The 19,104-nt window shown below is 60.6% G+C and carries 16 protein-coding genes; 8 read left to right on the top strand and 8 right to left on the bottom strand.

The window, feature by feature from the left end; genetic code table 11:
* Nucleotides 1-68 precede the first annotated feature (68 nt).
* On the bottom strand, nt 69-3,602 hold the full coding sequence (nifJ, locus tag J0F90_RS13000) for a pyruvate:ferredoxin (flavodoxin) oxidoreductase (RefSeq protein ID WP_033640168.1): 3,534 nt from the start codon (nt 3,600-3,602) through the stop codon (nt 69-71).
* 237 nt (nt 3,603-3,839) lie between these two features.
* Between nifJ and ssmE the strand changes: the two genes are divergently transcribed.
* Nucleotides 3,840-4,172: a multidrug efflux SMR transporter SsmE gene (gene ssmE, locus J0F90_RS12995; RefSeq protein ID WP_004930487.1), complete on the top strand. Its 333-nt coding sequence runs from the start codon at nt 3,840-3,842 to the stop codon at nt 4,170-4,172.
* A gap of 93 nt (nt 4,173-4,265) precedes the next feature.
* On the opposite strand, the gene J0F90_RS12990 is transcribed toward ssmE, so the two are convergent.
* Entirely contained in the window at nt 4,266-4,448 is a 183-nt protein-coding gene (locus J0F90_RS12990) for a hypothetical protein (protein ID WP_151261873.1), read from the bottom strand.
* 201 nt (nt 4,449-4,649) lie between these two features.
* Between J0F90_RS12990 and J0F90_RS12985 the strand changes: the two genes are divergently transcribed.
* On the top strand, nt 4,650-4,904 hold the full coding sequence (locus tag J0F90_RS12985) for a DUF333 domain-containing protein (protein ID WP_016927569.1): 255 nt from the start codon (nt 4,650-4,652) through the stop codon (nt 4,902-4,904).
* Between the two features lie 23 nt (nt 4,905-4,927).
* Here J0F90_RS12985 and hslJ read toward each other — a convergent pair whose 3' ends face one another.
* The 3 genes from hslJ to J0F90_RS12970 all read right to left on the bottom strand — a co-directional run bounded on the left by hslJ (nt 4,928) and on the right by J0F90_RS12970 (nt 6,832).
* Nucleotides 4,928-5,356, bottom strand: coding sequence for a heat shock protein HslJ (gene hslJ / locus J0F90_RS12980; protein WP_033640169.1), 429 nt, complete (start codon nt 5,354-5,356; stop codon nt 4,928-4,930).
* Nucleotides 5,357-5,406: 50 nt separating this feature from the next.
* The gene (locus tag J0F90_RS12975) at nt 5,407-6,399 is read right to left on the bottom strand and encodes a 2-hydroxyacid dehydrogenase (RefSeq protein WP_016927571.1); all 993 of its coding nucleotides are present in this window, start codon (nt 6,397-6,399) and stop codon (nt 5,407-5,409) included.
* A gap of 142 nt (nt 6,400-6,541) precedes the next feature.
* Nucleotides 6,542-6,832, bottom strand: a complete 291-nt coding sequence (locus J0F90_RS12970) for a putative quinol monooxygenase (RefSeq protein ID WP_016927572.1) — start codon at nt 6,830-6,832, stop codon at nt 6,542-6,544.
* Nucleotides 6,833-6,971: 139 nt separating this feature from the next.
* On the opposite strand from J0F90_RS12970, the gene J0F90_RS12965 reads away from it, so the two are divergent.
* The 4 genes from J0F90_RS12965 (at nt 6,972) to J0F90_RS12950 (ending at nt 11,259) form a co-directional block, all read left to right on the top strand.
* Nucleotides 6,972-7,796 (top strand): LysR family transcriptional regulator, encoded by an 825-nt coding sequence (locus J0F90_RS12965; RefSeq protein WP_206640382.1) that lies wholly within the window; start codon nt 6,972-6,974, stop codon nt 7,794-7,796.
* A 324-nt stretch (nt 7,797-8,120) separates the two neighbouring features.
* Nucleotides 8,121-10,733, top strand: a complete 2,613-nt coding sequence (locus tag J0F90_RS12960; RefSeq protein WP_033640170.1) for a YdbH family protein — start codon at nt 8,121-8,123, stop codon at nt 10,731-10,733.
* Entirely contained in the window at nt 10,730-10,927 is a 198-nt protein-coding gene (locus J0F90_RS12955) for a YnbE family lipoprotein (RefSeq protein ID WP_004930472.1), read from the top strand. The genes J0F90_RS12960 and J0F90_RS12955 overlap by 4 nt, the downstream gene beginning before the upstream one ends.
* A gap of 8 nt (nt 10,928-10,935) precedes the next feature.
* The gene (locus J0F90_RS12950) at nt 10,936-11,259 is read left to right on the top strand and encodes a YdbL family probable chaperone protein (protein WP_033640171.1); all 324 of its coding nucleotides are present in this window, start codon (nt 10,936-10,938) and stop codon (nt 11,257-11,259) included.
* Between the two features lie 119 nt (nt 11,260-11,378).
* Here the strand turns inward: J0F90_RS12950 and azoR are convergent, their stop codons facing one another.
* Entirely contained in the window at nt 11,379-11,984 is a 606-nt protein-coding gene (gene azoR, locus J0F90_RS12945) for an FMN-dependent NADH-azoreductase (RefSeq protein WP_016927576.1), read from the bottom strand.
* 269 nt (nt 11,985-12,253) lie between these two features.
* On the opposite strand from azoR, the gene hrpA reads away from it, so the two are divergent.
* Nucleotides 12,254-16,141 (top strand): ATP-dependent RNA helicase HrpA, encoded by a 3,888-nt coding sequence (hrpA, locus tag J0F90_RS12940; protein ID WP_072009661.1) that lies wholly within the window; start codon nt 12,254-12,256, stop codon nt 16,139-16,141.
* On the opposite strand, the gene J0F90_RS12935 is transcribed toward hrpA, so the two are convergent.
* Nucleotides 16,119-17,276 carry an MFS transporter gene (locus J0F90_RS12935; protein WP_033641408.1) on the bottom strand — a complete coding sequence of 386 codons (1,158 nt, stop codon included), beginning with the start codon at nt 17,274-17,276 and terminating at the stop codon, nt 16,119-16,121. The two genes, hrpA and J0F90_RS12935, sit on opposite strands and share 23 nt — an antisense overlap.
* 101 nt (nt 17,277-17,377) lie before the next feature.
* Between J0F90_RS12935 and J0F90_RS12930 the strand changes: the two genes are divergently transcribed.
* Nucleotides 17,378-18,154, top strand: coding sequence for an AraC family transcriptional regulator (locus J0F90_RS12930; RefSeq protein WP_033640172.1), 777 nt, complete (start codon nt 17,378-17,380; stop codon nt 18,152-18,154).
* 38 nt (nt 18,155-18,192) lie between these two features.
* On the opposite strand, the gene J0F90_RS12925 is transcribed toward J0F90_RS12930, so the two are convergent.
* A complete protein-coding gene (locus J0F90_RS12925) occupies nt 18,193-19,005 on the bottom strand; it encodes a trypsin-like serine peptidase (protein ID WP_033640173.1) in 813 nt (270 codons plus the stop codon).
* Nucleotides 19,006-19,104: the final 99 nt, after the last annotated feature.

The following is a 19,104-nucleotide window of genomic DNA, read 5'->3' as shown; positions in this document are numbered from 1 at the left end:
TTGTTGCTGCGATTTACGCCGTCGGTAGTAAAAGAACAGGGCGCGAATCGCTCGCGCCCTGACAGGGGTTACTCAGCGGCGGACTTTTCCGCCTTGCCGGCCAGCAGGCTGAGGAAATCGTATTTCTCCTTCAGCTCTTTCTCGGCGGCCTGATACAGTGCGCTGGCCACCTCCGGCTGCTGCGCGTTCAGGCGTCGGAAACGCTGCTCGTTCAGCAGCGTTTCAGCCAGGCTGCTGTTCGGCGGCCGCGAATCCAGCGCCAATGCGGCCTTGCCCTCGGCGCTGCGGCGCGGATCGAAGCGGTACAGCGGCCAGAAGCCGGTGGCGGTCAGCTGTTTCATCTGATCGTGGCTGAGCGCCAGATCGTAGCCGTGCTCTTCGCACGGGCTGTAGGCGATGATCAGCGACGGCCCCGGATAGGCCTCGGCTTCCTGAATCGCTTTCACCGTCTGGTTAAGCTGCGCCCCCAGCGAGATCTGCGCGACGTAGACATGGCCGTACATCATCATGCTGACGCCCAGATCCTTGCGCGCCTTGCGCTTGCCGTGCTCGCCGAACTTTGTCACCGCGCCCAGCGGCGTGGCTTTCGACTGCTGGCCGCCGGTGTTGGAGTAGCACTGAGTGTCGAGCACCAGCACGTTGACGTTCTCCGTCAGGCTGAGCACATGATCCAAACCGCCGAAGCCGATGTCGTAGGCCCAACCGTCCCCGCCGATCAGCCAGATGGATTTATCCACCAGGTAATCGGCGTCGGCCGCCAGCTGGCGTGCGTCTTCACCTTCGAAACTCGCCAACAGCGTGCGCAGTTCGGCGATTTGCTTGCGGCGCGGCTCCGGCGCCACGTCGTCCATCTGCAAGGCATTGACCAACTGCTCCGGCAGCTGCGGCGCCAGCGAGTTCAGCAGGCGCAGCACCCGTGCGCGATGTTGATCGACCGTCAGACGGAAGCCCAGGCCGAATTCGGCGTTGTCTTCGAACAGCGAGTTGGCCCACGCCGGCCCGCGCCCTTCGGCGTTGGTGGTGTAAGGCGTGGTCGGCAGATTGCCGCCGTAGATCGAGGAACAGCCGGTGGCGTTGGCGATCAGCAAACGGTCGCCATAGAGCTGGGTCAGAAGCTTGATGTACGGCGTTTCGCCGCAGCCGGAGCAGGCGCCGGAGTATTCGAACAGCGGCGTGATCAGCTGCGAGGTGCGAATGTCGATGCGCTCCAGCTGCGCCGGATCGATTTCCGGCAGCTGCAGGAAGAAGTCGTAGTTGTCTTTTTCCGCCGTCAGATTATCGAGGCGCGACGCCATGTTGATGGCCTTGATCTCCGGGTTCTGGCGATCTTTCGCCGGGCAGACCTCGACGCACAGGTTACAGCCGGTGCAATCTTCCGGCGCCACTTGCAGTACGTATTTCTGGCCGCGCATATCGCGCGCTTTGACATCCAGAGACTGCAGAGAGGCGGGGGCGTGTTCCATCTCCGCCGGCTGAACCACTTTGGCGCGAATGGCGGAGTGCGGGCAGGCGGCGACGCAGTGGTTGCACTGGGTGCACAGGTCGGGCTGCCAGATCGGGATCGCTTCGGCGATGTTGCGCTTTTCCCACTGGGTGGTGCCCACCGGCCAGGTGCCGTCCGGCGGGAAGGCGGAAACAGGCAGCGCATCACCCAGCCCGGCCAGCATCGCGGCGGTAACGGTTTTGACGAAGTCCGGCGCGGCGTCCGAGACCACCGGCGGGCGCATCGGGCTGCTGTCGTCGACCGGCTGCAGCGGAATTTCAATCAGTGCACCGCGGGTGGCGCCCAGCGCCTGCCAGTTGCGCTCGACGATCTCTTGGCCCTTGCTGCTGTAGCTGCGGGCGATGGCGTCCTGCAGCTGTTGCAGCGCCACGTCGCTCGGCAGGATCTGCGTCAGGTGGAAGAACGCCATCTGCATCACGGTGTTGATGCGCGCGCCGAGCCGGCATTCGCGCGCCAGCTTGGCGGCGTTGATGATATAGAAACGCGCCTGGCGTTGGTGCAACAACGCCTGAACCTCCTGCGGCAGGCGCGACCAGACCTCATCGGCGCCGTAAGGGGTATTGAGCAGGAAGGTGCCGCCGGGCTTCAGGCGTTCAACCATCTGGTACTTATCGATAAACTGCAGCTGGTGGCAGCCGACGAAATCCGCCTGGCTGACCAGATAGGCCGAATTGATCGGCTGCTCGCTGACGCGCAGATGCGACACCGTCAGGCCGCCGGCCTTTTTGGAGTCGTAGACGAAATAGCCCTGCGCATACAGCGGCGTGGCGTTGCCGATGATTTTGATGTTGTTCTTGGTGGCCGAGACCGAACCGTCGCTGCCCAAACCGTAGAACAGCGCTTCCAGCGAGGCGCGCTGCGGCAGGATTTCATCGCTCAGCGGCAGTGAAAGCCCGGTGACATCATCGAAGATGCCGACGGTAAAGCGCGGGCGCGGCTGCGGCTGGGCCAGCTCACGGAACACCGCCAGCGCACAGTCTGGGCCGAACTCTTTCGACGACAGGCCGTAACGGCCGCCGATCACCCGCGGCAGCGTGGCGCGCTCGCCTCGGCTGTAGGCTTCCGCCAGCGCGGTCATCACGTCCAGATACAGCGGCTCGGCCAGTGCGCCCGGTTCTTTGGTGCGATCGAGCACCGCGACGCTGCGCACGCTGTCCGGCAGCGCGCCGAGCAGGTGTTTGGCGGAGAATGGCCGGAACAGCCGCACCTTCAGCACGCCGACTTTCTCGCCGCGGGTCAGCAGGGTGTCGATCACTTCTTCGCAGGTGCCGGCGGCGGAGCCCATCACCACCACCACGCGTTCGGCCTGCGGGTGGCCGTAATAGTCGAACGGCCGATAGTGGCGGCCGGTGAGGGCGGCGAAGGCTTCCATGGCGTCGATCACGTGTTGGCCGGTGGCGTCATACCACGGGTTGGTGGCTTCGCGCGACTGGAAATAGGTGTCCGGGTTGGCGGAAGTGCCGCGCACCACCGGATGATCCGGCGACAGCGCCCGGCGGCGGTGGGCGTCGATCGCCGCCTGCGGCAGCATTTGCCGCAGCGTATCGTCGCTGAGAGGCACAATCTTGTTGATCTCGTGCGAGGTGCGGAAACCGTCGAAGAAATGGATAAACGGCACGCGCGCGTTGAGGGTGGCGGTCTGTGAGATCAGCGCGAAGTCCTGCGCCTCCTGCACGCTGCCGGCGCACAGCATGGCGCAGCCGGTTTGGCGCACCGCCATCACGTCCGAATGGTCGCCGAAGATGGACAGCGCATGCGTGGCCACGGTGCGCGCGGCGACGTGCAGCACGAACGGCGTCAGCTCGCCGGCCAGTTTGTACAGCGTGGGGATCATCAGCAGCAGACCCTGCGATGAAGTGAACGAGGTCGACAGCGCGCCGGTTTGCAAGGCGCCGTGCACGGTGGCGATCGCGCCGCCTTCCGACTGCATTTCCACCACCCGGGGGATATCGCCCCAGATGTTTTGCCGGCCATCGCCGGACCAGGCGTCCGCCTGCTCCGCCATGGTGGAGCTTGGCGTGATAGGGTAGATGGCAATCACTTCGTTGGTGCGATAGGCCACGGAAGCGACTGCATTATTACCATCTGTAGTTATCATCGGCGTTACCTTTTCATTGCTCACAAAGCCGCGAAAGCGCACTTTCGCAGTAATGGAAAAAAGTCTAACAGAGGGGGCGAACGTGGCTTTATCGTGTTTGTGTGGCGGGTGATAAATCGTCAAAAGCGTATTTCCTCGTCGATTAGGGGCCGGGGCAATAAATTGTTTTCACCGTTTAAAGACAATTTATTTCCGGCGCGTCATAATTGCGCATCGGCAAATTGACAGAAGAAAACCATGAGCGCATTTATGTATTTGACGATGGCGATAGTCGCGGAAGTGATCGCCACCACCATGTTGAAAGCCTCTGAGGGCTTTACCCGCCTGTGGCCGTCGCTGCTGGTGGTGCTGGGCTATGGCGTGGCGTTTTGGGGGCTGTCGATGGTGGTCAAAAGCATGCCGCTGGGCATCGTGTATGCGATTTGGTCGGGCATGGGCATCGTGCTGGTGTCGGTCGCCGCAGTGTTCGTTTATCAGCAAAAATTGGATTGGCCGGCGATCGTCGGCATGGGATTAATTATTGCCGGCGTGCTGGTGATTAATTTACTGTCGAAAGCCTCGGTGCACTGAGTGTTATTTTAATGTAAAAAAAGGCCGGCGTGACAGCAAGTCGCGCCGGTTGAAGAATTCAGTCATCATTCACTGAAAATAGTGGAATGCTAATTACTTAGCGCCGCCAGCATAGACGCAAATATCGTTCTCTCCGGTAGCAAAAAATGCGCCGCCGCAATGAAAGCACGCGAAGATAATTAATACCAATGTCGCGGGAAAAACTTCCTCGATGGCAGCGGTGACGTTATCACTTTTTGCGTGCGGCCAGCGCTTGGCAGCGAGTGGCGCCGTCACGGAAATATTCTGCAAACAAAATAAATGTCCGGCCGGCGCAAAAAAACGACAAATAATGGCTGGAATATATTTTCATTATTTATATATCGAGCTAGATTAAACAAGTTTGCATCAAAGATAGCGAAACGTGTCCGCCAAGTGACGCGCGTTATCAGCAATGGCGATTTTACACAGCGCAGTTCCGGGTTCAGGAGTGGGATAATGACGACATCAAAATGGCTGCTTGCCAGCGCCGTGCTGCTTTTAGCCGCCTGCAGCAGCAATAACGAAGAGCCAGTACAGCAGGGCAACAGTGCCAGAATCAATACGTTGCAGACCAGCACCGGTTGCGCGGCGGTCGGTGGCGTTACCACCATCGCGCACAATTTGAATGGTGAAGCGCTGCGCATGTGCCAGATGCCGAACGGCAAGCAGTGCGAAGAGCGCACGCTGGCCCTGGGCAGCTGCGCCGGGTAAGCCCCGGCGCCTGGCCTGCAGGATCAATACACCCAATCGCGCAGGGTATAAATAAGCGTGTGGCCGCTGCCGGTGAGCGTCAGCTGCTGTGCGTTTAGCGTCACTTCGGCGCCGTTTTCCAGCACGGTGCCGATCACCCGATCCCAGCGGTTTCGCTGCTCATCAGGGCACAGCTTGCGCGTCGTGGCCAGCGATTTCACCGTCAGCACGCCGTCGCGTAATTGCCCCTGACCGAAAAAGCGGTTGCACATCGTGCCGGAGACATGCAGGTTCTCGCCGAACTCCAGATTGAGCAGCCCGCCGCCCGCCGGTGATTTTGCCGTGTCGCCATCCACGCTTTGCAACACGAAGTTGTGATGCAGCAGATCGCCTGGCGTGACGGCCGTGTGTGGTTTCATGCTGCACCCCGCTAAGGCCAGCGCCGCAAGGGCGGCCACCGTGGTTTTTCTCATCGCGTTCTCTCAAATAAACAGGGCGCCGCAAGGGCGCCCCGAGGTTACGCTCAGGCGTTCAACTGGTTCGGGCAGGCTTCGCCGCGATCCAACTGGCTGATGTTCTGCAGCGTGGTTTGGGAAATGCTGGTCAACGCCTCTTCGGTCAGGAAAGCCTGATGGCCGGTGAACAGCACGTTGTGGCAGGCCGACAGGCGGCGGAACACGTCATCCTGAATCACGTCGTTAGACTTGTCCTCAAAGAACAGATCGCGTTCGTTCTCGTAGACGTCCATCCCGAGGGCGCCGATTTTTTGCTGCTTCAGCGCATCGATGGCGGCGGTGGAGTCGATGAGCGCGCCGCGGCTGGTGTTGATCACCATTACGCCGTTTTTCATCATCGCGAAGGCGTCGGCATTCAGCAAATGGTGGTTCTCCGGCGTCAGCGGGCAGTGCAGGGTGATCACGTCGGATTGCGCGTACAGCGTCTTCAGATCGACATACTCCGCGCCCAGTTCCAGCGCCTGTTCGCTCGGGAACGGATCGTAGGCCAGCAGCTTCATGCCGAAGCCTTTCAGAATGCGCATTGTCGCCACGCCGATTTTACCGGTGCCGATCACGCCGGCGGTGCGATTGTGCATGTTAAAACCGATCAGCCCTTCCAGCGAGAAGTTGGCGTCACGGGTACGCTGATAAGCGCGGTGAATACGGCGGTTCAGGCACATCATCATGCCTACCGCGTGTTCCGCCACGGCCTCCGGCGAGTAGGCCGGCACGCGCACCACCTTGATGCCCAGTTCTTTGGCGGCGTCCAGATCGACGTTATTAAAACCGGCGCAGCGCAGGGCGAGAATTTCGACGCCCAGCGCCGCCAGTTCTTCGAGCACTTCACGGCTGCCGTCGTCGTTGACGAAGATACACACCGCCTTGCAACCGGCGGCCGTTTTGGCGGTTTTTTTACTGAGTAAAAAGTCGAAGAATTCCAGCTCATAGCCAAACTGCTGGTTCACCAGTTCGAGGTATTTACGGTCATACTGTTTGGTACTGTATATCGCCAATTTCATCGTGGTTTCTCCACCGTGATTTTGTGATCAATTTAACAGATTTTAGTAAATTCGACAATTGGTTAGCGGTTTGTCCTGCACGGGGTTTGTCCGATGAAACAGGGGGATGAAACCGGCCCGCATTGGGCCGGTTCACGCGATGTTAGCGAGCGATTTCCGTGTAATGGTGCTCATCGTAATCATGGGTCAAATACCCGTTGACGGCATCGTTAAAGGCGATCCAATGCGGCGTTTTCTGGTGTGCCGAAAGCGCCGCCTTATCGTCCCAGTTTTCGATCAGCGCATAGCTGTTTTCATCGTTCTGGCATTGCCAAAGCTGGTAAAAAGAGCAGCCGGTTTCTTTATTGGATTCCTGCACCATAGTGTTGAGCAGACTGAGAAAAGCTGGGCGTTTGGCCGGGTTGACCTGAAAAAAGACGTTGAGTGTGATCATGGTTTATTTCCTCTGTCGATAATGAAACTGGAATTTCCAGGAGGCAGCAATGTGCTGACTGCGAGGATTCTATGGGCTTGATGGTTGATTAAAAGTGAAATAAAGTTCGGTTATCATTCATTTTTGGTGAAGGGTTGTGGTGTTGAAACGTGCTCAGTTGGTCACCTTTTGTATGGTGGTGGAGTCGGAGAGTCTCACGGCTGCGGCGGAGCGGCTGTTTTGCGTGCCCTCTAACGTGACCAAGAAATTAAAAGAGTTGGAAACGGCGTATGGCGTTACGCTATTTGATCGTGAGCGCAATCGGCTGTCGCTCACACCGGAAGGCCGGGCGCTTTACCATAAGGCCAAGCGCTTTTTGGCTATCGAAGAGCGGGCGCGAGCGCAGCTTGAACAGGATCCGGTACAGGGTGAATTGAAGCTTGGCGCGCTGGATATCGCCTTGAGTCATCATCTGCCGCAAAAGTTGGCGCATTACCGTGCGCAGAACCGCCGCGTTCAGTTGAGTGTGGTGCAAGGCTATTCGCTGGATCTGGAGTTTCAATTGCAAAAAGGGACTCTGGACGTGGTGTTTTCAGATGGGCCGATAGAACATCCGCAGCTGCAGAGCCGGCGTGCTTTTCAGGAGCGTTTGGTCTTCATTGGCGGGGCGTATCAGCCAGCGTTGCTGGCAAAAAGCGATCTCTATGTTTATTCGCGTCAATGCCACTATCGCCATCTGGTGGACGCCTGGCTGCAAAAGCAGCAAATCATCCCCGCCGCGCTGCTGGAGGTGGAATGCTACGACGTGATATTCGCCTGCGTAACAGCGGGGTTGGGGTATGCGTTTGTCCCTGAAAGCCTCGCGCGACAGCGGGAGGTGGCGTATATCGAGTGCGGGAATGAAATGCGCAGCGATATTTATGCTATCTGGCGTAAAGCGAGCGACAGCCGCATAGTACAGGCTTTTATTGAGGCCGTGATTTGAAATTAACGGCAAAAAAATCCCCACGGGGGTGTGGGGAATGGCTTCTCTAGTACACAGTTAGCTAGCAGCTAAACTTTTATTAGAATGGTTGCAAGACTATTAATCATCAACGGTAACAACAATAACAAAAGTCTGAAAACTGTCCTGTTTATGTGATGTAGTTGTAACGAAAATCTACAACTCCGCACACGTTTGCGCCAAAAAGGTGCAAATCGCTTCTCCGAGCCCGCTCGGCTTCACCCTATGTCAAATTCGTGCCATCATTATTGTCAATTCAGGCATAGACTTAACCAATGCCTAACTCAGGAACGAAGCAATCATTTAATGACCAGGCGATTGAAAGTATTCATAGGGACGGTGGCGGGCTGCGCAATCCTGGTGCTGGCGTTGTGGCAAACCTTGCCGCGCTGGCTGCCGGGGGTGTTATCGCATTGGTTGCCGGCGGGGAGCCGCCTGGAATTGCAGGGCAAATTGCACTGGCGCCAGGGCGGCCTGGCATTGGCGGGGGCGCGTTTCACTGCGCAAGATTGCCTGTTGGCCAACGTTGGGCCGACGCGGCTGGCTTACCGCCAGGGCCGCTGGCAGCTGTCGAGCGATAAGGTCAGCGTCGATAGCGCCTGTTTGTCAAAACTGCCGAGCGGCGACGCCAACAGCGCGCCGCTGGCGCTCGATCAGCTGCAGCAACAGTTGCCGCCGCTGGATCTCACCATTAATGACCTGACGCTCATTCCCTGGCAGCGCTATGCCGGCAAGCTGCAGCTTTCCTCCGGCCCCGACGGGCAACGTCTGCATTATCGGGGGCCGAATCTGAGCGCCGAGGCGCAGCTGGATGAAAAACAGCAGCTGACGTTGCAGAGCCTGACCGTGGTTCCGCCCAACAGCGCACAACCGCTGCACCTCGCCGGCAAGATAACCATTCCGTTGGATCTGGCTAGCCTGCCGACGCAGGGCTCGTTGCAGGGGGAAATGCAGACCGCCTATCTGGAAAAACCGGTATTGCTGGACATGCGCTGGCAACAGCAGCAGGGCGTGTTGACGGTAAGCGAAAAAGGTGACGATCGCCCGCTGGCGGTGTTGCCGTGGGAAGTCTCGCCGCAGCGGGTCAGCATTAAGCAGGGAGAGTGGCGTTGGCCGTACAGCGAGCAGCCGTTGAACGGCGGGCTCAGCATCGCGCTGCACGATTGGAGCAAAGGGCTGGATGAAACGGAGATCAGCGCGCGGCTGAACGTCATCACCGCGGGTCACAACGGCAAGGGCAATGCGGTGCTCACCCTCGGGCCGGGCAAGGTGGGGTTGACCGACAGCGATCTGCGCTTCCAACTGACCGGCCAGGCCAATCTGGCCGACTTTTCCACTACCGCGTCGATCCCGGGCGTGATCGGCGGCAGCATTCTCAACCCGACGCTGGTGCTGCAGCCGGGGTCGCTGCTGCGCCTGTGGGGCAAGGTGACGCCGGAAATGACGCTGGAAGAGGCGCGTTTGCCGCTGGCGGGCGTGAAGGTGACCGCCGCCGGCATCACCGGCCGCCTGCAGGCGATTTTGAGCGCCAGCGACAGTTACTGGGGCCGCTTCAAGCTGCACCTGGACGGCCAGGCACAGGATTTCTGGCCGGACAAGGGCAACTGGCAATGGCGTTACTGGGGCAATGGCCGCTTGCCGCCGCTGCAGGCCGCCTGGGACGTCGCCGGCAGCGGCCGTTGGCGCGACAGTGAGTTGGTGCTCGACAAACTTTCCACCGGCTTCGATAAGTTGAAGTACGGTCTGGTGACGGTCGCCGCGCCGCGCCTGAGCCTCAATCAGCCGCTGCGCTGGCGGCGTGATGAACAAAGTCCGCAGTTCAACGGCGAGTTGCAGCTGGCGGCGGATAAGGTCAGCTTCAGCGACGGCGGCTATCTGCCGGCGCCGGTGCTGGCGCTGCAGGTAAACGGCCGTTCGCCGGACAGTTTCCAACTGCAGGGCAAACTGCAGGCGCAACAGATTGGGCCGATCGCGCTGCGCGGCCGTTGGGACGGCGAACGTCTGCGCGGCGAAGCCTGGTGGCCGAAACAGTCGCTGAAGGTGTTCCAACCGCTGCTGGCGCCGGATCTCAATCTCACGCTGCGCGACGGCGAGTTTTACGCGCAGTCGGCGTTTTCCGCCGCGCGCGAACAGGGGTTTGAGGCCGGTGGCCACTGGGTGGTGAAAAACGGCGGCATGTGGCTGAAGGACGGCGAGATGAGCGGCCTGGATTTTATCCTGTCGTACCGGTTCAAGCAGCATCAGTGGCAATTGGGGGCCAAACAGCCGGTGTCGCTGCGCATCAAGTCTTTCAGCAACCTGTTCGAGATGCAGAACATTTCCGCCGATCTGCAGGGCACCTATCCTTATAGCGAAAGGCAGCCGCTGACGTTGAGCAACGTCGGCGTGGACATGCTCAACGGGCATATCAGCCTGTCGGCGCTGCGGTTGCCGCAGCATGACGCCGCGGTGCTGAAGCTGGACAAGGTCGATCTCAGCGCGCTGTTCACCGCTCTGAAACCGAAGCAGTTCGCCATGTCCGGCCGGGTCGACGGCGAGCTGCCGCTGTTCCTGAATCACCCGAAATGGCTGGTGCAAAACGGCTGGATCGCCAACGCCGGCACGTTGACGCTGCGCCTGGACAAAGACATGGCCGACGCCATCGGCAGCAACAACCTGGCGACCGGCGCGGCGATCGACTGGCTGCGCTACATGGAAATCAACCGTTCGCACGCCCGGGTCGATCTCGACAACCTGGGCGAGCTGACGCTGAGCGCGCGCATCGACGGCATCAACCCGCAGAAAAGCGCCAAGCGCGAGGTGATCCTGAACTATCGCCATCAGGAAAACGTGTTTCAGCTGTGGCGCAGTTTGCGCTTCGGCGACAATTTACAGGAGTGGCTGGAGCAGGCCCTCTCACAACCTGGGGAGCAACAATGAAAATCATGAGTGTGTCGGCGCTGGCAGCGGTGCTGTGCGTTTCGCTGCTGAGCGGCTGCGTGCCGCGCATCGAGGTGGCGACGCCGAAGGATCCGATCACCATCAATATGAACGTCAAGATCGAGCATGAAATTCATATCAAGGTGGATAAGGACGTCGAAAACCTGCTGAAAACCCAAAGCGGTCTGTTCTAGGAGCCGACATGAAAAAACGTTATTTGTGGCTGGCCGGCACCGTCTGGTTGTTCAGCGGCATGGCGATGGCGTTGACGCTGGATGAGGCGAAGCAGCAAGGTCGGGTGGGGGAAACCCTGAGCGGTTATATCGCGCCGGTGAAGCAGGACGCGGAAACCTTGGCGCTGGTGAAACGCATCAACGCCGGCCGCGCCGAGAAGTATCAGGAAGTGGCGGACGGCAACCATATCGCCGTCGACGAAGTGGCGCGCATGGCCGGTCAAAAGCTGGTGACGCGCGCGCAAAGCGGCGAGTATGTGCGCGGCATCAACGGGCAGTGGCTGAAGAAATAAAAAAAAGCGCGCCGTCTGGCGCGCCAAAAGATACGGATAGATGATTATTATGAGGGTAGTGCAGGTTTGACAGGACTTGCCTCTTGTCCGGCAGGGGCACGGCGCCCCTGCGCAGGGTCTTAGGCAGCAACCACCTGAGACAGGGCCGCCTTGGCGTCTTCCTGTGCTTTGGTCGCCACTTCCGGGCCATAGGCGATGCCTTCCGCGAAGACGAACTCCACGTCGGTGATGCCGATGAAGCCCAGGAACAGACGCAGGTAAGGTTCTACCAGGTCGGTCGGGGTGCCTTTATGGATGCCGCCGCGGCTGGTCAGGATCACGGCGCGTTTGTTTTTCACCAGGCCTTCCGGACCGTTTTCGGTGTAACGGAAGGTCACGCCGGCGCGGGCAACCAGGTCGAAATAGTTTTTCAGTTGGGTCGGGATGTTGAAGTTGTACATCGGTGCGGCAATCACGATGACGTCATTGGCCTGCAGCTCGGCGATCAGCTCGTCCGACAGCGCCAGCGCTTCTTGTTGACGCGGGGTCAACGGAGCATCGGAAGGACGCAGCGCGCCGACCAGTTCGCCGTCCAGCACCGGGATTGGCTGTGCGGCCAGATCGCGCACGGTGATGGTGTCGCCGCCATGGGCGTTGCTCCATTGCTCTACGAAGAAATCGGCCAGTTGGTTAGACTGAGAGTAGGTCGCCAGGATGCTTGATTTCAGAACCAATACGTTGCTCATCGATAATTCCTTACGTTGTGACAGTGACATCAGGACTCAGCGTCCCTTGCATGAAGTACATGCTATTCACATTCCACCCACAGTGATAGCGCAATATTTCGAGATCTTCGTTCGATTTTATTGAATAACATGCCGAGGCTTTACTCGCGAAAGTAGGGGGAGAAAGCCGTTTGTGATAGGCTGTGCGGCTAAAGCAAAAAAATCGCTAAAAAAACATTAAACCGTTGCCAAGCCTGGTCTTGGCCACGATGAAACAAGGAACACCGAACGTGAAATCTCCGCTCGAGGCACTGCCGGCCCAACTGGGCGAGCTGATGCTCCGCGATCAACAACGCCTGCGTCGTCGCCTGCAGGGCGCACGAAAAATCAAAAATCCCGATGCCCAGCTGGCGGTCGCCGCCGAAGTGGAAAGCGACATCGCGGCGGCGCGGCAAAAAGTGCAGGCGCGCGCCGCGTCTTGCCCGCGCATTACCTATCCGGAAAGCCTGCCGGTCAGCCAGAAAAAGCAGGACATTTTAAACGCTGTCCGCGATCACCAGGTGGTGATCGTCGCCGGGGAGACCGGTTCGGGGAAAACCACCCAGTTGCCGAAGATCTGTCTGGAGCTGGGGCGTGGCGTGAAAGGGCTGATCGGCCATACCCAGCCGCGCCGCCTGGCGGCGCGCACCGTCGCCAACCGCATCGCCGACGAGCTGGAAACCCCGCTCGGCGGCAGCGTGGGCTACAAGGTGCGCTTCAACGATCAGGTGGGGGAAAACACCCTGGTCAAGCTGATGACCGACGGTATCTTGCTGGCGGAGATTCAGCAGGATCGCCTGCTGATGCAGTACGACACGCTGATCATCGATGAAGCGCACGAGCGCAGCCTCAACATCGACTTTATTCTCGGCTACCTGCGCGAACTGTTGCCGAAGCGCCCGGATCTCAAGGTGATCATCACCTCGGCGACCATCGATCCGCAGCGCTTCTCGCGCCACTTCAACAATGCGCCGATCATCGAGGTTTCCGGACGCACTTACCCGGTGGAGGTGCGTTACCGCCCGGTGGTCGACGACGGCGACGATACCGATCGCGACCAGCTGCAGGCGATTTTCGATGCGGTGGACGAGCTTGGACGCGAAGGGCCGGGCGACATTCTGATCTTCATGAGCGGCGAGCGCGAGATCCGCGACACCGCCGACGCCCTGATCCGCCTCAATCTGCCGCACACCGAAGTGCTACCGCTGTATGCGCGTCTGTCGAACAGCGAGCAGAATCGGGTGTTCCAGTCGCACCACGGCCGCCGTATCGTGCTGGCCACCAACGTGGCGGAAACCTCGCTGACGGTGCCGGGCATCAAATACGTCATCGATCCGGGCACCGCGCGCATCAGCCGCTACAGCTTCCGCACCAAGGTGCAGCGCCTGCCGATCGAGCCGGTGTCGCAGGCCTCCGCCAACCAGCGTAAAGGGCGTTGCGGCCGCGTGTCGGAAGGGGTGTGCATTCGTCTGTACTCCGAACAGGATTTCCTGTCGCGGCCGGCGTTTACCGATCCGGAAATTCTGCGCACCAACCTGGCGTCGGTCATTCTGCAGATGACCTCGCTGGGGCTGGGCGACATCGCCGCGTTTCCGTTCGTCGAAGCGCCGGATAAACGCAACATTCAGGATGGCGTGCGCCTGCTGGAAGAGCTGGGGGCGATCGCCACCGCCGACAACGGCCACTATCAGCTGACGCCGCAAGGCCGCCAACTGGCGCAGTTGCCGATCGACCCGCGTCTGGCGCGCATGGTGCTGGAAGCGCAGAAGAGCGGCAGCGTGCGCGAGGTGATGATCATCACCGCCGCGCTGTCGATTCAGGATCCGCGTGAGCGCCCGATGGACAAGCAGCAGGCCTCGGACGAAAAACACCGCCGCTTCGCCGACAAAGACTCGGATTTCCTGGCGTTCGTCAACCTGTGGGATTATCTGCAGGAGCAGCAAAAGGCGAACTCTTCCAGCCAGTTCCGCCGGCTGTGCCGCAACGATTTCCTCAATTACCTGCGGGTGCGTGAGTGGCAGGATATCTATACCCAACTGCGCCAGGTGGTGAAAGAGCTGGGGTTGCCTATCAACAGCACGCCTTCCGACTACCGCAGCGTGCACACCGCGCTGCTGACCGGCTTGCTGTCGCACATTGGCCAGAAGGATGCGGACAAGCAGGAATTTACCGGCGCGCGCAACGCCCGCTTTTCGATCTTCCCCGGCTCCGGCCTGTTCAAGAAGCCGCCGAAGTGGACCATGGTGGCCGAACTGGTGGAAACCAGCCGCCTGTGGGGGCGCATCGCCGCGCGCATCGAACCGGAATGGATCGAGCCGCTGGCTCAGCATCTGGTGAAACACAGCTACAGCGAGCCGCATTGGTCGAAGTCGCAGGGGGCGGTGATGGCCAGCGAAAAGGTCACGCTGTTCGGTTTGCCGATCGTCGCGGCGCGCCAGGTCAATTACGGCGCCATCGATCCATTGCTGTGCCGCGAGCTGTTTATCCGCCATGCGCTGGTGGAGGGGGACTGGCAGACGCGCCACGCCTTCTTCCGCGACAACCAAAAGCTGCGCGCCGAAGTGGAAGAGCTGGAGCATAAATCGCGCCGCCGCGATATTCTGGTGGACGACGAAACGCTGTTCGGCTTCTACGATCGCCGGATCCCCAACGACGTGGTGTCCGGCCGTCATTTCGACAGCTGGTGGAAGAACGCGGCCAAACAGCAGCCGGATCTGCTGAACTTCGAAAAAGAGATGCTGATCAAAGACGGCGCCAACAAGATCAGCGCGCTCGACTACCCAAACTTCTGGCATCAGGGCAATCTCAAGCTGCGGCTGAGCTATCAGTTCGAACCGGGCACCGACGCCGACGGCGTGACGGTGCATATTCCGCTGCCGATCCTCAATCAGGTGGAGGAGCAGGGCTTCGAGTGGCAAATCCCCGGCATCCGCCGTGAGCTGGTGATTGCGCTGATCAAGTCGCTGCCGAAACCGGTGCGTCGCAACTTCGTGCCGGCGCCGAACTACGCCGAGGCGTTCCTGGGCCGCGTAACGGCGCTGGAATTGCCGCTGCTGGACGCGCTGGAGCGCGAGCTGCGGCGCATGACTGGTGTGACCGTGTCACGTGATGACTGGCAGTGGGATCAGGTGCCCGATCACCTGAAGATGACTTTCCGCGTGGTGGGAGAGAAAAACCAGACGCTGCGCGAAGGCAAAGACCTGGCCGCGTTGCGCCTGCAGCTGAAAGAGAAGGTGCAGGAGACGTTGTCGGCGGTGGCCGACGACGGGCTGGAGCAGAGCAATCTGCAAGTCTGGAGCTTTGGCCAACTGCCGGCGTTTTACGAGCAGAAGCGCGGCGGCTATTCGATGAAGGCTTACCCGGCGCTGGTGGATGAAAAGGACAGCGTGGCGATCCGCCTCTTCGACAGCGAAATCGAGCAGCAACAGGCGATGTGGCAGGGCACGCGCCGCCTGCTGTTGCTGAATATTCCTTCGCCGATCAAATACCTGCATGAAAAGCTGCCGAACAAGGCCAAGCTGGGGCTCTATTTCAACCCGTACGGCAAGGTGCTGGAGCTGATCGACGACTGCATTTCGTGCGGCATCGACAAGCTGATCGCCGAACACGGCGGCCCGGTCTGGCAAGAAGAAGGCTTTGCGCGCCTGCAGGAGCAGATCCGCGCCGAGCTGAACGACACGGTCGTCGAGGTGGCCAAGCAGGTTGAACAGATCCTGACGGCGGTCTTCAACATCAACAAACGGCTGAAGGGCCGGGTGGACATGTCGTTGGCGCTGGCGCTGTCGGACATCAAGACCCAGCTCGGCGGGCTGGTCTACCGCGGCTTCGTGACCGGCAACGGGTGGAAACGCCTGCCGGATACGCTGCGTTACCTGCAGGCGATCGAGCGCCGATTGGAAAAATTGGCTATCGATCCGCACCGCGACCGCGCGCAGATGTTGCGGGTGGAGCAGGTGCAGCAGGCGTGGCAGCAGTGGTTGAACAAGCTGCCGCCGAAGCGACAGCAGGAGGAAGAGGTGAAGGCGGTGCGCTGGATGATCGAAGAGCTGCGCGTCAGCCTGTTCGCGCAGCAGTTGGGCACGCCTTACCCGATTTCCGACAAGCGCATTTTGCAAACTATCGAGCAGCTTTCGGGTTAAGCTCGGGCGCACCGGCCGGCAAGCGGCCGGCGCACCACAGGCTCAACAGGCCGCACAGCAGCAGCGTGGCGGCCAAGTCCTGCCCGCGCGCCGCGATCGTCAGCCCCAGGCCGATCAACAGATAGTACAGCAGCCCGAATAACGCGCCGGCGGTGCCGAGTTGCTGCCGGTAGCGGCTCAGCGCCTGGCTCAGCACATTCGGGATAGCCAACCCGAACGCCAGCATCACCAGCGCGCAGGGGAGCAGCATCCACAGGCTGTGTTGCCACCAGAACAATGCCACGCCGCTGGCCGCCGCCAGCAAACCGCCCAGCAGGATCTGATGTTTGGCGCTGACGCCGCGCGCCAGCAGGTGGCGGTTCAACAGCGCCCCCGCCAGGCTGCCCAAAGCCAGCATCACGCCCGAGTAGCCAAATTGTTGGCTGTTCAACCCCAGCCTTTCAAACATGAACGGCGCCAGGCTGAAGTAGCTGAACACCATGATATTGAAGCTGGCGACCAGCAGCGCCGAGCACCAGATGTGCCGATCGCGCAGTATTGCCGTCAGGGCAATGCCCGGCGCGGCAGCCGTTGCGGTTTGCCGCCGCCGCGTTTCCGGCAATGTGCCGTAGCTCCACAGCAGCAGCGCCAGCGCCCAGGCCGCCTGTGCGGTGAAAATCGCCGCGCTGCCGCCCCAGGCGACCAGCGCGCCGCCGGCGAACATCCCCAGCAGCGGGCTGATGGAGAGCGCGATGCCGACCAGCGCGAACATGCGCCCCAGCGCCGGGCCTTGATAGACATCACGCAGCATGGTTTGCGTGACGATTGAGCCGACCGCGGCGCCGAAGGCGATCAGCGTACGGGCGGCCAGCAACAGCGTGAAACTGCCGCTCAGCAGCGCGAGGCCGGCGCCGACCAGATAGAACGCCAGGCCGGCCAGCATCGCCGGACGGCGGCCGAACCGATCGCAGAAGGCTCCCCAAAAGGCGACGCCGAGGGCGAAGGCGAAGAAATAGATGGATAACGTCTGCCCGGCCTGCGCGGCGCTGACGCCGAAGTCGCTGCGGATGGCGGTGAGCGCCGGGCTGTACAGCGTTTCCAGGAGCTGCGGCGTCATGATGGCGGTGACGAGCAGCGGCAAAGATAAGCGTTGCATGATGCACATTCTCCCTAAAAGTTAAGGCGGCCAGTATAGGGAGCAGCGTTTTGTTCGATTACAATCATCCGGACAAAAAACAACAGGTATAGGACAGTCTGATGGCGCTGATTCAACAGCATCACCCGTTCGACCCGGATCGGCTGCCGGCACCGGCTCTCGGCATCGCGGCGGCACTGGCGGATCACGACTCCGGGCTGCATTGGCATCAGCGTTCGCAGCTGCTGTATGCGCCGCAGGGGTGCATGACGGTCACGTTGGCGCAGCAGTGGCTGATTCTGCCGCCGACGCGCAGCGTCTGGATACCGGGCGGCATTGCGCATCGGGTGCAGCTGCGCGGCCGCGTCGCGTATCGCTCGCTGTATTTCGATCCGGCGCTGACGGCCGCCATGCCGCCACAGGCAACGGTGCTGGCGGTAAACCCGCTGTTGGCGGCGATCGTCGAGCGCATCGCGCACTGGCCGCTGGACTATGCGTTGGCACAGCCCCACGCGCGCGATTTGCTGGCGGTGCTGATCAATGAGTTGGGCGAGGCGCAGCGCGAGAATACCCAGTTGCGGCTGCCGCAGGATAAGCGTCTTGCCGCCTGGCTGGCGACGCTGCCGGAGAGCGACGAGTTGCCGGCGTTGGCGGCGTTGGCGCAGCGCTTGCACCTGCACGCCAAAACGCTGACGCGGCTGTTTCAGCGGGAAACCGGCCTGAGCTATCAGCAGTGGTGCCAGCAGTGGCGGCTGATACGCGCGATCGAACTGCTGGCGTCGTTGCCGTCGGTCAGCGCGGTGGCGCAGCGGTTGGGGTTTTCCAGCGACAGTGCGTTTATCGCGTTTTTCCGTCAGTTCACCGGCACCACGCCGCGGCGCTATATGCAAGGGGGCTGAAAAAGCACAACGGCGCATAATGCGCCGTTGTGAGAGGATTATTTGCCTGCCGCCAGGGCGTCCAGCGCTTCGCGGATGCCGGGCACCGCCAGGGCGCGGTTATCGGCGCGATAGCGATCTTTCGCCGCCGGCGCCGAGCTTTGGATGGCGATCAGCTGCCAGCCGTCGGCGGTTTTCAACAGCAGCGGTGAGCCGCTGTCGCCGGGCAGGGTATCACATTGGTGCGACAGTACGCCTTGCTGGGCCCAGCCGGTGACCTTGCAGTTTTGATGGCTGTAGAGGTCATCCAGGTGGTCTTCCGGGTAACCCGCCTGAGTTATCAGCCGCTTGGCCTGTTTTAGGGCCTGGGTCAACGCCTTGCTGTCGCCTTGCCACAGCGGCAACGGGGCGATCGGCAGCGGCTTTTTGTCTTTCAGACGGATCAGCGCAAAGTCATAAGCGGCCGCCGCGGGCGGGACGATCCAGCCATCACCGTCCGGCTTCAGCTTTTTGTCCAGCTTGCTGTCGACCAGGGTCTCGATATCGCCGGTTTGATACCGCCAGGATTTATCGCCCGCCACGAAGCGCAGGGCGATGGCTTTATCCAGTTGCCCGGGCGGCGCCAGAACGCAATGGCCGGCGGTCAACGCCAGGTGCGGAGAGATCAGCGTGGCGGTACACAGATTGCCGCTGGCGGTTTCGACCTGGCCGATGGCTTGCCACGGCTGGGCGGCGGTATCCGTGACCTTGATTCGTTCATCTTTGCCGAAAAACAGACGCGTTTGCTCGGCCTTGGACGGGCCGTCGGCGCGTGCCGCCTGAGCAGCGATAAGCGGGAGTGAGCACAGCAACAGTAAAACGGATATGCGCATAGATCTCTTGCCTGACAAATACGGATCATCCATAAACACACTGAATGCTAACTATAGACTGATTTAGCAGCCATGTGGATGGGCAATAATTGATTTTTC

The sequence above is a fragment of the Serratia marcescens subsp. marcescens ATCC 13880 genome, from assembly GCF_017299535.1.
In the GTDB taxonomy this organism is placed as follows: Bacteria; Pseudomonadota; Gammaproteobacteria; order Enterobacterales; family Enterobacteriaceae; genus Serratia; species Serratia marcescens.
This window is presented reverse-complemented; position numbering and strand designations above follow the sequence as displayed.